This is a genomic window from Pseudomonas sp. AC239 (assembly GCF_979258545.1).
Window position 1 is genome coordinate 2,722,501 of record NZ_OZ409864.1, and the last position, 15,173, is coordinate 2,737,673.

Genomic DNA, 15,173 nt, shown 5'->3' on the forward strand with positions numbered 1-15,173 from the left:
GGGTCATCCCGACTTACCAAACCGATGCAAACTCCGAATACCTACAAGTGCCGAGCATGGGAGACACACGGCGGGTGCTAACGTCCGTCGTGAAAAGGGAAACAACCCAGACCGTCAGCTAAGGTCCCAAAGTTATGGTTAAGTGGGAAACGATGTGGGAAGGCTTAGACAGCTAGGAGGTTGGCTTAGAAGCAGCCACCCTTTAAAGAAAGCGTAATAGCTCACTAGTCGAGTCGGCCTGCGCGGAAGATGTAACGGGGCTCAAACCATACACCGAAGCTACGGGTATCATCTTCGGATGATGCGGTAGAGGAGCGTTCTGTAAGCCTGTGAAGGTGAGTTGAGAAGCTTGCTGGAGGTATCAGAAGTGCGAATGCTGACATGAGTAACGACAATGGGTGTGAAAAACACCCACGCCGAAAGACCAAGGTTTCCTGCGCAACGTTAATCGACGCAGGGTTAGTCGGTCCCTAAGGCGAGGCTGAAAAGCGTAGTCGATGGAAAACAGGTTAATATTCCTGTACTTCTGGTTATTGCGATGGAGGGACGGAGAAGGCTAGGCCAGCTTGGCGTTGGTTGTCCAAGTTTAAGGTGGTAGGCTGAGATCTTAGGTAAATCCGGGATCTCAAGGCCGAGAGCTGATGACGAGTTACCCTTTGGGTGACGAAGTGGTTGATGCCATGCTTCCAAGAAAAGCTTCTAAGCTTCAGGTAACCAGGAACCGTACCCCAAACCGACACAGGTGGTTGGGTAGAGAATACCAAGGCGCTTGAGAGAACTCGGGTGAAGGAACTAGGCAAAATGGCACCGTAACTTCGGGAGAAGGTGCGCCGGTGAGGGTGAAGGACTTGCTCCGTAAGCTCATGCCGGTCGAAGATACCAGGCCGCTGCGACTGTTTATTAAAAACACAGCACTCTGCAAACACGAAAGTGGACGTATAGGGTGTGACGCCTGCCCGGTGCCGGAAGGTTAATTGATGGGGTTAGCTAACGCGAAGCTCTTGATCGAAGCCCCGGTAAACGGCGGCCGTAACTATAACGGTCCTAAGGTAGCGAAATTCCTTGTCGGGTAAGTTCCGACCTGCACGAATGGCGTAACGATGGCGGCGCTGTCTCCACCCGAGACTCAGTGAAATTGAAATCGCTGTGAAGATGCAGTGTATCCGCGGCTAGACGGAAAGACCCCGTGAACCTTTACTATAGCTTTGCACTGGACTTTGAATTTGCTTGTGTAGGATAGGTGGGAGGCTTTGAAGCGTGGACGCCAGTTCGCGTGGAGCCATCCTTGAAATACCACCCTGGCAACTTTGAGGTTCTAACTCAGGTCCGTTATCCGGATCGAGGACAGTGTATGGTGGGTAGTTTGACTGGGGCGGTCTCCTCCTAAAGAGTAACGGAGGAGTACGAAGGTGCGCTCAGACCGGTCGGAAATCGGTCGTAGAGTATAAAGGCAAAAGCGCGCTTGACTGCGAGACAGACACGTCGAGCAGGTACGAAAGTAGGTCTTAGTGATCCGGTGGTTCTGTATGGAAGGGCCATCGCTCAACGGATAAAAGGTACTCCGGGGATAACAGGCTGATACCGCCCAAGAGTTCATATCGACGGCGGTGTTTGGCACCTCGATGTCGGCTCATCACATCCTGGGGCTGAAGCCGGTCCCAAGGGTATGGCTGTTCGCCATTTAAAGTGGTACGCGAGCTGGGTTTAGAACGTCGTGAGACAGTTCGGTCCCTATCTGCCGTGGACGTTTGAGATTTGAGAGGGGCTGCTCCTAGTACGAGAGGACCGGAGTGGACGAACCTCTGGTGTTCCGGTTGTCACGCCAGTGGCATTGCCGGGTAGCTATGTTCGGGAAAGATAACCGCTGAAAGCATCTAAGCGGGAAACTTGCCTCAAGATGAGATCTCACTGGAACCTTGAGTTCCCTGAAGGGCCGTCGAAGACTACGACGTTGATAGGTTGGGTGTGTAAGCGCTGTGAGGCGTTGAGCTAACCAATACTAATTGCCCGTGAGGCTTGACCATATAACACCCAAGCAATTTGCTGACCTGAGAAGGCACCAGATTGCGGTGTGTGAAGACGAAACGAACCGAAAGTTCGAAACGCACAAACACCAGCTGTCACATACCCAATTTGCTGAAGCGAGACCATCTGGTCACGAGTCAGTACCCGAATTTCTTGACGACCATAGAGCGTTGGAACCACCTGATCCCATCCCGAACTCAGCAGTGAAACGATGCATCGCCGATGGTAGTGTGGGGTTTCCCCATGTGAGAGTAGGTCATCGTCAAGATTAAATTCCGAAACCCCAATTGCGAAAGCAGTTGGGGTTTTGTTTTGCCTGCGAGAAAGTTCTTACACCCTTTGCAGACCTCGTCCGGCTGTCACATCCGGCCGACAATGCTAAGGTTCTGCCTCGGCTTAAGCGATCTTTCAAGGAATCCATATGTCGGACGCCCAGTCCCTCAACGCTGCATTCATGGTGGTTCAGAGCAACAGTCTCGACGAGCTGCGCAGCCTTGTGGTCAGCATCATGCGGCGTTACCCATTGGCACCCTTGGAGAACGAAATCGCTTTGGTGCAAAGCAACGGCATCGCCCAATGGCTCAAACTGGCATTGGCCGAGGATCCCGAAGACGACGACCTTGGCGGTTGCGGAATCGCTGCGGCGATTGACGTTCAACTGCCCGGCAGTTTCATGTGGCAGCTGTATCGCATGGTGTTGGGAAGAGATGAAATTCCAGCGAAATCCCTGCTCGATAAAGCTCCGTTGACCTGGCGCCTGATGCGCCTCTTGCCACAGGTAATCGATCGCCCACATTTCGAGCCGCTGCAACGCTTCCTCACCCACGACAGCGATCTGCGCAAGCGCTATCAATTGTCAGAGCGTCTGGCCGACCTGTTTGACCAATATCAGGTGTACAGGGCCGATTGGCTGGAGGATTGGGCGGAAGGCCGCCACCAATTGCGCAATGTGCGAGGTGAAATCAAGCCTCTGCCACTGACCAGTTGCTGGCAGGCGGAGTTGTGGCGGGCGCTGCTGGATGACGTCGGCGAACAAGGCATGGCGCAGAGTCGTGCAGGCGTCCATCAACGCTTCATGGAGCGCATCAACATACTCGACAAGGCACCGGCTGCGCTGCCACCGCGTGTGATCGTTTTTGGTATTTCTTCATTGCCCGCGCAGGTACTTGAAGCGCTCGCAGGTCTGGCGCGTTTCAGCCAGGTACTGCTTTGCGTACACAATCCTTGCCGTCATCACTGGGCGGACATCGTCGCCGACAAGGATCTGCTGCGGCATCAATACAAGCGGCAGCAGCGCAAAAATGGAATGCCTGTCGTGCTTGATGCCGAGACGCTGCATCAGCACGCGCACCCGTTATTGGCAGCGTGGGGCAAGCAAGGTCGCGACTATATCAACCTGCTCGACAGCTACGACGATCCCAACAGCTACCGCGCAGCCTTTCGTGACGGCCGCATCGACCTGTTCAGCGAAGCCCAGCCGCACAACATGCTTAACCAGCTTCAGGACGACATCCTCGAATTGCGTCCACTCAACGAGACACGCGAACTCTGGCCTGATGTCGACCTGGCGCAAGATCATTCAATACGTTTTCACATCGCCCACAGTGCTCAGCGTGAAGTCGAGATTCTGCACGATCAACTCTTGGCGCGTTTCAGCGCCGACCCGGACTTGCGCCCGCGGGACGTAATCGTCATGGTCCCGGATATCGACAGCTATGCGCCGCATATCCGCGCGGTTTTCGGTCAGCTCGATCGATTTGACCCGCGCTTCATCCCGTTCACTTTGGCGGATCAGGGCCAGCGTGGCCGCGATCCGTTACTAATCGCAGTCGAGCACCTGCTCAAACTCCCGGACAGCCGTTTCCCGGTCAGCGAGATTCTCGACCTGCTCGATGTGCCGGCCCTGCGTGCTCGCTTTGGCGTAGAGGAGCGCGACCTGCCAACTTTGCATCGCTGGATCGAAGGCGCCGGCGTGCGTTGGGGCATGAGCGCTGAACAACGGGCCGGTCTCGGTCTGCCGGTGGAACTGGAGCAGAACAGCTGGCATTTCGGTCTACGCAGAATGCTGCTGGGTTACGCCGTCGGCAGCGCCGAGGCGTGTGCAGGTATCGAACCTTATGATGAAATTGGTGGGCTTGATGCCGCTCTGATCGGGCCACTGGTTGCTCTGCTGGATGCCTTGGAAATCGCTCACCAGCAACTCACACAACCGGCTCAGCCGAAAGAGTGGGGGCTGCGCTTGCAGGCACTGATGCAGGTGTTTTTCCAGGCCAGCAATGAGCACGACGACTACCTGCTGACTCAACTGGAAGAGCTTCGCGAAACATGGCTGGAGACCTGTGAGACGGTAGGTCTGATTGATGAATTGCCGCTGACTGTCGTACGCGAAGCCTGGCTCGCCGGGCTGGATCAAGGGCGTTTATCGCAACGATTCCTCGCCGGTGCGGTGAATTTCTGCACCTTGATGCCGATGCGTGCCATTCCTTTCAAACTGGTTTGTCTGCTGGGCATGAACGACGGCGACTATCCGCGTGCCCAACCGCCTCTGGATTTCGACCTGATGGGCAGCGATTACCGACCTGGCGACCGCTCACGGCGTGAAGATGACCGCTATCTGCTACTCGAAGCGCTGTTGTCCGCACGCTCTCAGCTCTATATCAGTTGGGTCGGTCGCAGCATCCGTGACAATAGCGATCGACCTGCCTCGGTGCTCATCGGCCAGTTGCGCGATCACCTCGCCAGCGGCTGGCGTTCAATCGATCCAAGCCAGGATCTGTTGGACGCGCTGACCGAAGAACACCCCCTGCAACCTTTCAGTGCCCGCTATTTCCACGAAGGCGAGCAACTGTTTAGCTACGCCAGCGAGTGGCAGATGTTGCATCAAGAGAAAACGCAGCAAAGTGAAGCACCCTTACTCGCGCCATATGTTCAAGAGGAACCGCTGACGCTGGCATTGCTCCAGGACTTTCTGCGTAACCCGGTTCGGCATTTTTTCACCCAGCGCCTCAAGGTCTACTTCGAAGCCGCTCAAGCGCCGTTGGCCGATGAAGAACCTTTCGTGCTGGACGCATTGCAGCGCTACACACTAAGCGACAGCTTGCTGGAAGCCGCGCTCGGTCAGCCGGACAATATCGATCAGGCGCTGCAAGCCCGGGCGCTGCGCCTGCAAAACAGTGGCCTGCTGCCTATGGCCGGTTTTGGCGAATGCCTACAGCGTGAACTGATCGAACCGCTGCCGGATCTTCTGCAGCGTTATCAACAGTTGCTGACGTTATGGCCGACGCCGTTGACCAGTGCGATCCCGGTCAGTCTCGACTTGCAAGGTATGCGGCTGGAGGGCTGGCTCGCAAGCCTGCATCAACGCGCCGATGGCGGACTGCTGTCAGTCACCACCATTCCCAACAGCATCGGCTCGATCAAAACGCGCAAGTGGCACCGGCTGACCAAACCGTGGGTCACCCATCTGGTCGCCTGCGCCAGCGAGCACGCGTTGACGACGGCATTGGTCGCCAGTGACGACACACTGTTGCTGGAGCCAATGGAGCGAGACCGCGCGCTGCGTTTGCTCGGTGACCTGCTTCTCGCCTGGCAATCCGGAATGCGCCAACCCCTGCCGATTGCGATAAAAACCGCATTCGCCTGGTTGTCGCAAACTGACCCGGTCAAAGCCGAAGCCGCTGCGCGCAAAGCCTATGAAGGTGACGGCCAGACCAGCGAGGGCGAACGGCGTGAAAGCCCGGCACTGCTCCGGCAATATCCCGATTTCGATGCACTGTTGGCAGACGAAACCTTCACCGGCTGGTGCGACGCCTTGTACCGCCCAATATTCGAAGCGCCATGGCGTTCATTGTCCAGCGAAGGTGCCCGCGTATGAGTACCAAGACACCGTTGGCTCTGGCTTTTCCGTTGCGCGGCAGCCAGCTGATCGAAGCGAGCGCGGGCACCGGCAAGACTTTCACGATTTCGGCTCTTTATCTGCGGCTGATTCTCGGCCATGGCGGCGAGACCAGCGGTTTTGCGCGCGAATTGCTGCCGCCGCAAATCCTCGTTGTGACGTTCACCGATGCTGCCACCAAAGAGCTGCGTGAACGGATTCGAACCCGCTTGGCCGAGGCGGCGCGTTTCTTCCGCGACGAGATTCCCGCTCCTGACGGACTGATCGCCGAGCTGCGCGATCAGTTCGATCCGCAGCAATGGTCCGGATGCGCCAACCGTCTCGATATCGCCGCGCAGTGGATGGACGAAGCCGCGGTTTCGACCATTCACAGCTGGTGTCAGCGCATGCTGCGCGAGCATGCGTTCGATAGCGGCAGCCTGTTCACGCAATCGCTGGAAACCGATCACAGCGATTTGCTCGGCGAGGTGCTGCGCGATTACTGGCGGCTGTTCTGCTACCCGATGCAGGGCGATGCGCTGAACTGGGTGCGCAGCAATTGGGGTGGCCCCGCAGCGTTGTTGCCTCGGGTCCGGGGCTTGTTCGCCAGCGAGCGTGACACCGATGAAGGCAAGGTGCCTGCGGAGCTGATCACCGAATGTTTGCTGGAGCGGCGGGCGGCATTGGTCGAACTGAAGATGCCTTGGCGTGACTGGGCAGACGAGCTGCTTGCTCTCTGCCATGAGGGCGTGGCCAGCAAAACCGTCGATGGCCGCAAGATGCAGGCGCGTTATTTCGAACCCTGGTTCGAGAAACTCAAGACCTGGGCCGAAGACGAGGCGGTTGAGCAACTGGACATTGGCACCGGCTTCACCCGTCTGACACCCGATGGCATGGCCGAAGCCTGGAAAGGCCAAGCCCCGAGTCATCCCGGGCTGGACGCCATGTCCGGACTCAAGTCGAGTCTTGATGCCTTGCCGACCCCCGATGCCGCTGTTCTGCAACACGCTGCCAAGTGGGTCGGTGCACGCTTCGAAGAAGAGAAGCGTCGCCGCGCGGAAATGGGATTCGACGACATGCTGCTGCGTCTGGATGCAGCGCTGCAATCGGAGGGCGGCGAGCGTCTGGCGACGTTGATCCGCGAGCAGTTTCCGGTGGCACTGATCGACGAATTCCAGGATACCGATCCGGTGCAATACCGCATCTTCGAGAGCATTTACCGCATCGAAGACAATCACCCTGACACCGGCCTGTTCCTGATCGGCGACCCCAAGCAGGCGATCTACGCCTTTCGCGGTGCTGACATCTACACCTACCTGCGCGCACGTCAGGCCACTACCGGCCGCTTGCATACGCTCGGCACCAACTTCCGCTCCAGCCACGGCATGGTCACAGCGGTCAATCATGTATTCGAACGCGCCGAGTCCCGAGAACAGGGACGCGGCGCGTTTTTGTTTCGCGAGAAAACCGGCGAAAACCCGGTACCGTTTCTGCCTGTTGAATCTCAGGGACGCAAGGAAACGCTGCGGATTGCCGGGCAAGACGTCGCGGCACTGAATGTCTGGCTATTGCCTAGCGATCAGCCGCTGTCCGGCGCAGTGTATCGCCAGCAAATGGCCGCCGCCTGCGCCAGTCAAATCACCACACTGCTCAATGGTGGGCAAACCGGCAGCGCTGGTTTTGTTCAGGGAGATGACTTCAAAGGTTTGCGTCCTTCGGACATCGCGATCCTCGTCCGCGACGGTAAGGAAGCCCAAGCCGTACGCGCCGAACTCGCCGCCAGAGGTGTGCGCAGTGTTTATCTGTCGGACAAGGATTCGGTGTTCGCCGCGCAAGAGGCGCACGACCTGCTGGCGTGGCTGAAGGCTTGTGCCGAGCCTGATGTCGAGCGTTCGCTGAAGGCTGCCCTGGCCTGCACTACTCTGAATCTGCCGCTGATCGAGCTGGAGCGCCTGAACCAGGACGAAATGGTCTGGGAAGCCCGGGTCATGCAGTTCCGCGGCTATCGCGAACTCTGGCGCAAACAGGGCGTGCTGCCGATGTTGCGCCGCCTGCTTCACGATTTCCATTTGCCGCAGACCCTGATGCAGCGCAGTGACGGCGAGCGCGTGCTGACCAACCTTTTGCACCTTTCGGAACTGATGCAGCAAGCCGCTGCTGAACTGGACGGTGAACAAGCGTTGATCCGCCATCTGGCCGAGCTGCTGGCACTGTCCGGTCAGGCAGGTGAAGAGCAGATCCTGCGTCTGGAAAGCGACGAACAACTGGTCAAGGTGGTGACCATCCACAAATCCAAGGGCCTGGAATATCCGCTGGTGTTCCTGCCATTCATTTGCTCGGCGAAACCGGTGGATGGCAGCCGTTTGCCGCTGCATTACCACGACGCCGCGGGCAAGGCGCAGATCAGCCTCAAGCCGACCGCCGAGTTGATCGCGCTGGCTGACGATGAGCGTCTGGCCGAAGATCTGCGTCTTCTGTATGTCGCGTTGACCCGTGCGCAACATGCCTGTTGGTTGGGCGTCACTGATCTCAAACGCGGCAATAACAACAGCTCTGTGCTGCACCTTTCTGCGCTGGGTTACCTGCTGGGTGGCGGCGCCGCTTTGGGCGAGTCCAGCGAATTGAATCGCTGGCTGCAGGATCTGCAGCAAGACTGCGCGGCGATTGGCATCGGCGAAATGCCTCAGCCCACTGACGAGCATTACCAGCCGCCGCGCAATGAAGCAGTGCTGCGAGCCACACTACGGCCTAAACGCAAAGCCAGTGAAAACTGGTGGATCGCGTCGTACAGCGCCCTACGCATCAGCGACGTATTGAGCGTCGGCAGCGATGAAGCACCGGACAGCCCGCAGGCGCAAAAGCTCTTCGACGACGAGCGCCTCGACCCCGACGCGCCCCGCGATATCATCAGCGGTGGCGCCGATATCCACCGTTTTCCTCGCGGACCGAATCCCGGCACGTTTTTGCACGGCTTGCTGGAATGGGCAGGTGCTGAAGGTTTTGCGGTGACCCGCGAAGCGCTGGAGGATGCGCTTGCTCGGCGCTGCAACCTGCGCGGCTGGCAAGGCTGGATCACCACCCTGACTGACTGGCTGCAGCATTTGCTCAAGTCGCCGTTGCCGATCGCTGGCGGGCAACCGCCGGTGGTTCTTGAGCAGCTGAAGCAATACCGCGTCGAGATGGAGTTCTGGTTCGCCAGCCACAAGGTCGATGTGCTCAAGCTCGACGAACAGGTGCGTCAGCATACCCACAACGGCGTCGCCCGAGTTGCGGCAGAACCGGTGCAACTCAACGGCATGTTCAAGGGCTTTATCGACCTGACCTTCGAGCACGACGGCCGCTATTACGTCGCCGATTACAAATCCAATTGGCTCGGCGTCGATGATCAGGCTTACACCGTGCAGGCCATGGAACAGTCGATTCTCGACAACCGTTACGACCTGCAATACGTACTTTATCTGTTGGCACTGCATCGCCAGTTGAAGGCGCGGCTGACGGATTACGATTACGACCGCCACATCGGCGGGGCGCTGTATCTGTTTCTGCGCGGTACGCGTGCCGAAAGTCGTGGCGTGTACTTCGTGCGTCCGCCACGGGAACTGATCGAACGCCTCGACCGGATGTTTCAGGGCAAGCCCGAACCCAAGTTCGAACCCGCCTGGGAACAGGGAGTCCTGCTATGAGCCGCACATTCGCCGATCTGCTGCCGACACCACTGGAAGCGGACAGCCTGTCGAAACTCTCGCCGCTGACCCGCGCCGATGATTTGCTGTTGTTGCTGAGCCGTTGGGTCGAGCGCGGCTGGCTGCGTGCGCTGGACCGCGCCTTTGTCGCTTTCCTGCATGAACTCGGGCCCGAGACCGACCCGTTGGTGTTGCTGGCAGCGGCGTTGACCAGTCACCAGCTCGGCCATGGTCATGTGTGTCTGGACCTGTTCGAAACCCTCAAGGCACCGGATTTTGCATTGTCATTGCCGCCCGAAGGCGATGTGCAGGGCGGTGTGTTGTTGCTGCCCTCGCAATTGCTTGAAACGCTCGATGGAGCCCATTGGTGCAAAGTGCTGGCAAGCAGTCCATTGGTGGCCCTGGCTGCTGACCCGAGTGAAACAGCGCAGACACGTCCATTGGTGCTGTCCTCGAAACGCCTGTACCTGCGCCGTTACTGGACCTACGAACGCCGCATCGATGCAGCGTTGCGTCAACGCTTGATGCAACATGAGCCGACGCCAGATGATCTGCCGCAGCGCCTCAATGAATTGTTCGGCGGCGCGGAATCTGCGGCTGTCATCGATTGGCAAAAACTCGCTTGCGCCATCGCCACGCGCAGCGCCTTCAGCATCATCACCGGCGGCCCGGGTACCGGTAAAACCACCACGGTGGTGCGCTTGCTCGCGTTGCTGCAGGCACCGGCTGTCGAGGCCGGTCATCCGCTGCGCATTCGTCTGGCGGCACCGACCGGCAAGGCCGCCGCGCGCTTGACCGAGTCGATCAGTCAGCAAGTGCAATCATTGCAAGTCGCCGAAGCGGTGCGCGCGGCGATCCCCTGCGATGTGACCACCGTGCACCGTTTGCTCGGCAGTCGACCGGGCACCCGCCATTTCCGTCACCACGCCGGCAACCGTTTGCCGCTGGATGTGCTGGTGGTCGATGAAGCGTCGATGATCGACTTGGAAATGATGGCTAACTTGCTCGACGCCATGCCGGCCCATGCGCGGCTGGTACTGTTGGGCGACAAGGATCAGTTGGCCTCGGTCGAGGCCGGTGCGGTGTTGGGCGATCTGTGCCGTGACGCCGAGGGCGGTTGGTACAGCCCGCAGACGCGACAATGGCTGGAGTCAGTCAGTGGCGAGTCGTTGCAGGGCAGCGGCCTGCATGAGGACCGCGACGGCACCCATCCACTGGCGCAGCAAGTGGTGATGCTGCGGCACTCGCGCCGCTTCGGCGAGGGCAGTGGCATCGGTCAGCTCGCGCGTCGGGTCAATCAGCAATTGGCCGATGAGGCGCGACAACTGCTCACCGCAGGCGGTTACGCCGACGTGTATTCGTTACCGCTCAAGGGCGAACATGATCAGAAGCTCGAACGCCTGTTGCTCGAAGGTCACGGCAACGGCCCGCAAGGTTATCGCCATTACTTGAGTGTACTGCGCGATCAGCGTCCACCGTCGACGCGGCCACTTGAGCATGCGGACTGGACCGATTGGGCGCGGGAAGTCTTGCAGGCGTTCGACACGTTCCAGTTGTTGTGCGCCGTGCGCAAAGGGCCGTGGGGCGTTGAAGGGCTGAACCAGCGCATCACCGCAGCGTTGCTCAAGGCGCGTCTGATCGAGAGCGATCAGCAATGGTATGAAGGTCGGCCGGTGCTGATGACGCGCAACGACTATGGTCTGGGCCTGATGAACGGCGACATCGGCATCGCCCTGAAACTGCCCGAGCGTGAAGGCGCAGAGATCGGCAAAACGGTTCTGCGCGTGGCCTTCCCGCGTAACGATGGTCAGGGCGGCGTGCGCTTCGTGTTGCCGAGTCGACTCAATGATGTCGAAACCGTGTACGCCATGACGGTGCACAAGTCCCAGGGCTCGGAGTTCGCCCATACGGCGCTGATCCTGCCGGATGCGTTGAACCCCGTGCTGACCAAAGAACTGATCTACACCGGCATCACTCGCGCCCGGCACTGGTTCACCTTGATCGAGCCGCGTGCCGGCGTGTTTGAGGAAGCGGTGCAGCGCAAGGTCAAGCGTCTGAGCGGGCTGTTGCTGGAACTGGAGGAGGGCACCGAGCCTCAGGGATAAAGCGCTGAATGACCGGCAACGATTACTGACCAACCGGTCAGAGGCCGGCGCCTCGCTGGCATTCTGGCGCTGTGCTATCGTTGCGGCATCATTTCGTTACGCTCCTAGAGAATCCCTGCATGAAGGTGGCCGTCCGGACGACAGAGCGTGTGGTTGCCTGCCAGCGCGCCCTGCTGATCGTTTTGCTCTGGTTGTTGGCGGGCAGCGCCATCGCACAAGCGCAAACCGGGCCGGCCGAGCAACGGGCCAAAGCGGTCACGCAAGTGGTTCTTGGCATCCTCAGTTATGCACGCTGGCCAGTGGAACCGGCGCAGTTGCGCTTGTGCATCATCGGTCCCACCGAATACACCGATGACCTGGTCAAAGGGACCACACAAGCCACTGGTCGGCCGGTGGCGGTGCGTCGTCTGCTGGCGGACAACCCGGGCATCGTCAGCGAATGCGATGCGGTGTACATCGGCAAGCTCACCGCCGATGAACGCAGCCGCCTGTTCGCATCATTGATCGGGCATCCAGTGCTGAGCATCAGCGAAGCGGACGATCAATGCACTGTCGGCAGTCTGTTCTGCCTGCGCGTCGGCGATGAGCAGGTGTCGTTCGAGGTCAATCTCGATTCAGTGGCTCGCAGCGGGGTACGCATTCATCCCAGCGTGCTGCAGTTGTCCCGTCGCAAAGCGGCGGCGCCATGAAGCTGTTCAGCTGGAAGGCTCGCCCGACCCTGGGCTCGGTCATCGGCCGTGGGCACTTGATTGTCGCGCTGGTGGCGGTGGCCATGGCCAGTGTCTCGCTGACCTTGCTGGGCGTGCTGGCGCTGCGGGTGTATGCCGATCACAACCTACACTTGATCGCCCGTTCGATCAGCTACACCGTCGAAGCGGCCGTAGTATTCAACGACAAAGCGGCGGCAACCGAGGCGTTGGCGATCATCGCCGCCACCGAAGAAGTGGCGGATGCCCGAGTGCTGGATGCGCAAGGCCAATTGATTGCGCAATGGCAGCGCGCCGAGACCGGCTTGTTCTCCGAGCTGGAAATGCAGATCACCCGCGCCATTCTGGAGAAACCGGTCAGCCTGCCGATCGAACATCAGGATCGCGAAATCGGTCGGGTCCTGCTCATCGGTCACGGCGGCAGCCTGATGCGCTTCCTGCTCAGCGGCCTGGCCGGGATTGTGCTGTGCACCGCGATCAGCGCCTGGGTCGCGCTCTATCTGGCGCGGCGGCAGTTGCGCGCGATCATCGGCCCGTTGCACAGCCTCGCCTCCGTAGCCCACGCCGCCCGGAGCGAGCGAGCGCTGGATCGGCGCGTGCCGCCGGCGCAAATCGCCGAACTGGATAATCTGGGCAACGACTTCAATGCCTTGCTCGGCGAACTCGAGTCGTGGCAAACCCATCTGCAAAACGAAAACGAAACTCTCGCTCACCAAGCGACCCACGACAGCCTCACCGGTTTGCCCAACCGCGCGTTTTTCGAAGGCCGCTTGATGCGCGCCTTGCGCAACGGCAAAAAACACGATGAGCGGGTCGCCGTGCTGTTTCTCGACAGCGACCGCTTCAAAGGTATCAACGATAACTTCGGCCACGCCTCGGGCGACGCAGTGCTGGTTGCGATCGCCAATCGAGTGCGAGCGCAATTGCGCGAGGATGATCTGGTCGCGCGGCTGGGCGGCGACGAGTTCGCCGTGTTGCTCGCGCCGCTGCACACCGTGGAAGACGCAGAGCTCATCGCTGACAAGATCCTCGCCAGCATGGACATGCCGATCACCCTGCCCGGCGATACCAGTGTGGTGACGTCGCTCAGTATCGGCATCGCCGTTTACCCCGATCATGGCGCCACGCCGGGGACTTTACTCAACGCAGCCGACGCGGCGATGTATCAGGCCAAGCGTCTGTCGCGCGGCGCGCAATTCACGGCCGGGTCGGAGCGCCCGGTCGATTCCGTTCACACCAGGAGCTGATGCCCGTGTTCACTCTTCCCATTCGACTGTTTTCCGCATTGCTGTTGATCGCCGCCCTGACCCTGAGCGGTTGCCAGACCGCCCAGCAAAAAGGCCTGACACCGGCGCAAGTCGCCGTGCTCAAACAGCAGGGTTTCGAATTGACCGACGACGGCTGGGAATTCGGCTTGTCGGGCAAAGTGCTGTTTGGCAGTGATGTCGAAAGCCTGAACGCACCCAGCACAGAAATCGTCGAACGCATCGGCAAGGCGCTGCTCGGCGTGGGTATCGAGCGGGTGCGCGTGGATGGTCATACCGATGCGTCGGGTAAGGAAACTTACAATCAGCAACTGTCCCTGCGTCGGGCCAAGAGCGTCGCCAACGTCCTCGGCACGGTCGGCATGAAGCAGGAAAACATCCAGCTGCAAGGCCTCGGCAGCAGCGAACCGGTAGCCTCCAATGACACCGCAGCGGGGCGCACGGAAAACCGCCGGGTGTCGATTGTGGTCAGCGCCGATTAATCGGCAAAGCGCATCTCCCGCGTTTCCCCCATCAACAACGCCTGATTGCGCTCCGTCACTTCGCGAATGTAATCCCACAACAACGTAATCCGCTTCAACTTGCGCAGATCCTCCCGGCAGTACATCCAGAACTGCCGGGTGATGTCGATTTCCTCCGGCAGCACCGGCAGCAATCGCGGGTCCTGCGCGGCGAGGAAGCACGGCAGGATTGCCAGCGAGCGGCCCTGCTGCGCGGCGACGTATTGCGCGATCACGCTGGTGCTGCGCAAATGTGCGCTGGCGCCGGGCAGCACATTGGCCAGGTAAAGCAGCTCTGAGCTGAACGCCAGATCATCCACATAACTGATGAATTGATGCTTGCTCAAGTCGGCCGGGCGGCGGATCGGTGGGTGTTTGTCCAGATAGTTCTGGGTTGCGTACAGCTGCAAGCGGTAGTCGCAGAGTTTGCAGCAGACGTACGGCCCATGCTCCGGCCGTTCGAGAGCGATGACGATGTCGGCCTCGCGCTTGGACAGGCTGATGAAGTGCGGCAGCGGCAGGATGTCCACCGAGATTGCCGGGTAGGCGTCGACGAAATGGCTCAACTGCGGGGTGATGAAGAAACTGCCGAAGCCTTCGGTGCAGCCCATGCGCACGTGCCCGGACAGGGCAACGCCAGAGCCTGAGACTTGCTCGCAGGCCATGTGCAGCGTGCTTTCGATCGACTCGGCATAACCGAGCAAGCGCTGGCCTTCGGTGGTCAAGACGAAGCCGCTGGTGCGGGATTTTTCGAACAGCAATGTGCCGAGCGCCGCTTCCAGCGAACTGATCCGCCGCGACACCGTGGTGTAGTCGACGGCCAGGCGTTTGGCGGCGGTGCTGGCCTTGCGGGTGCGGGCGACTTCGAGGAAAAACTTCAGGTCGTCCCAGTTCAGCGAGCCTAGCGAGGTGATGTTTTTTTGCATGATGGACGGGCTTATATGTGCGTTCTTATTAGAAGTTTGCACATCTATACTCCAAAAACAGTCCGACAACCATTCTGGACACACGCCT

Annotated in this window: 7 protein-coding genes and 2 rRNA genes (1 of these 9 running past the window's edge); 8 read left to right on the plus strand and 1 reads right to left on the minus strand. The window is 59.6% G+C overall.

Annotated features, from left to right (window positions below):
- The 8 genes from ACZ0AZ_RS12345 to yfiB form a co-directional block, all read left to right on the plus strand.
- Nucleotides 1-2,024, plus strand: a 23S ribosomal RNA gene (locus ACZ0AZ_RS12345); it begins 870 nt to the left of the window's first position.
- A gap of 153 nt (nucleotides 2,025-2,177) precedes the next feature.
- Nucleotides 2,178-2,293, plus strand: a 5S ribosomal RNA gene (gene rrf, locus ACZ0AZ_RS12350).
- A 153-nt stretch (nucleotides 2,294-2,446) separates the two neighbouring features.
- Nucleotides 2,447-5,899 (plus strand): exodeoxyribonuclease V subunit gamma, encoded by a 3,453-nt coding sequence (gene recC / locus ACZ0AZ_RS12355; RefSeq protein ID WP_463537462.1) that lies wholly within the window; start codon nucleotides 2,447-2,449, stop codon nucleotides 5,897-5,899.
- Nucleotides 5,896-9,582: an exodeoxyribonuclease V subunit beta gene (recB, locus tag ACZ0AZ_RS12360; RefSeq protein WP_463537463.1), complete on the plus strand. Its 3,687-nt coding sequence runs from the start codon at nucleotides 5,896-5,898 to the stop codon at nucleotides 9,580-9,582. Before recC ends, recB begins: the two co-directional genes overlap by 4 nt.
- Nucleotides 9,579-11,687, plus strand: coding sequence for an exodeoxyribonuclease V subunit alpha (gene recD / locus ACZ0AZ_RS12365; protein WP_130000072.1), 2,109 nt, complete (start codon nucleotides 9,579-9,581; stop codon nucleotides 11,685-11,687). The genes recB and recD overlap by 4 nt, the downstream gene beginning before the upstream one ends.
- A gap of 119 nt (nucleotides 11,688-11,806) precedes the next feature.
- A complete protein-coding gene (yfiR, locus tag ACZ0AZ_RS12370) occupies nucleotides 11,807-12,376 on the plus strand; it encodes a regulatory sequestration protein YfiR (RefSeq protein ID WP_130000073.1) in 570 nt (189 codons plus the stop codon).
- Nucleotides 12,373-13,641: a diguanylate cyclase DgcN/YfiN gene (dgcN, locus tag ACZ0AZ_RS12375; RefSeq protein WP_130000074.1), complete on the plus strand. Its 1,269-nt coding sequence runs from the start codon at nucleotides 12,373-12,375 to the stop codon at nucleotides 13,639-13,641. The genes yfiR and dgcN overlap by 4 nt, the downstream gene beginning before the upstream one ends.
- Nucleotides 13,641-14,141 (plus strand): outer membrane lipoprotein YfiB, encoded by a 501-nt coding sequence (gene yfiB / locus ACZ0AZ_RS12380; protein ID WP_205884352.1) that lies wholly within the window; start codon nucleotides 13,641-13,643, stop codon nucleotides 14,139-14,141. Before dgcN ends, yfiB begins: the two co-directional genes overlap by 1 nt.
- On the opposite strand, the gene ACZ0AZ_RS12385 is transcribed toward yfiB, so the two are convergent.
- Complete coding sequence (locus tag ACZ0AZ_RS12385) at nucleotides 14,138-15,085, minus strand: LysR family transcriptional regulator (protein ID WP_130000137.1); 948 nt, start codon at nucleotides 15,083-15,085, stop codon at nucleotides 14,138-14,140. The two genes, yfiB and ACZ0AZ_RS12385, sit on opposite strands and share 4 nt — an antisense overlap.
- Nucleotides 15,086-15,173 lie beyond the last annotated feature (88 nt).

Bases quoted from the DNA above. Each gene is read 5' to 3' on its own strand.
- recC (WP_463537462.1), top strand. From the start codon at position 2,447: ATGTCGGACGCCCAGTCCCTCAACGCTGCATTCATGGTGGTTCAGAGC.
- ACZ0AZ_RS12385 (WP_130000137.1), bottom strand. From the start codon at position 15,085: ATGCAAAAAAACATCACCTCGCTAGGCTCGCTGAACTGGGACGACCTG.
- yfiR (WP_130000073.1), top strand. From the start codon at position 11,807: ATGAAGGTGGCCGTCCGGACGACAGAGCGTGTGGTTGCCTGCCAGCGC.
- dgcN (WP_130000074.1), top strand. From the start codon at position 12,373: ATGAAGCTGTTCAGCTGGAAGGCTCGCCCGACCCTGGGCTCGGTCATC.
- yfiB (WP_205884352.1), top strand. From the start codon at position 13,641: ATGCCCGTGTTCACTCTTCCCATTCGACTGTTTTCCGCATTGCTGTTG.
- recB (WP_463537463.1), top strand. From the start codon at position 5,896: ATGAGTACCAAGACACCGTTGGCTCTGGCTTTTCCGTTGCGCGGCAGC.
- recD (WP_130000072.1), top strand. From the start codon at position 9,579: ATGAGCCGCACATTCGCCGATCTGCTGCCGACACCACTGGAAGCGGAC.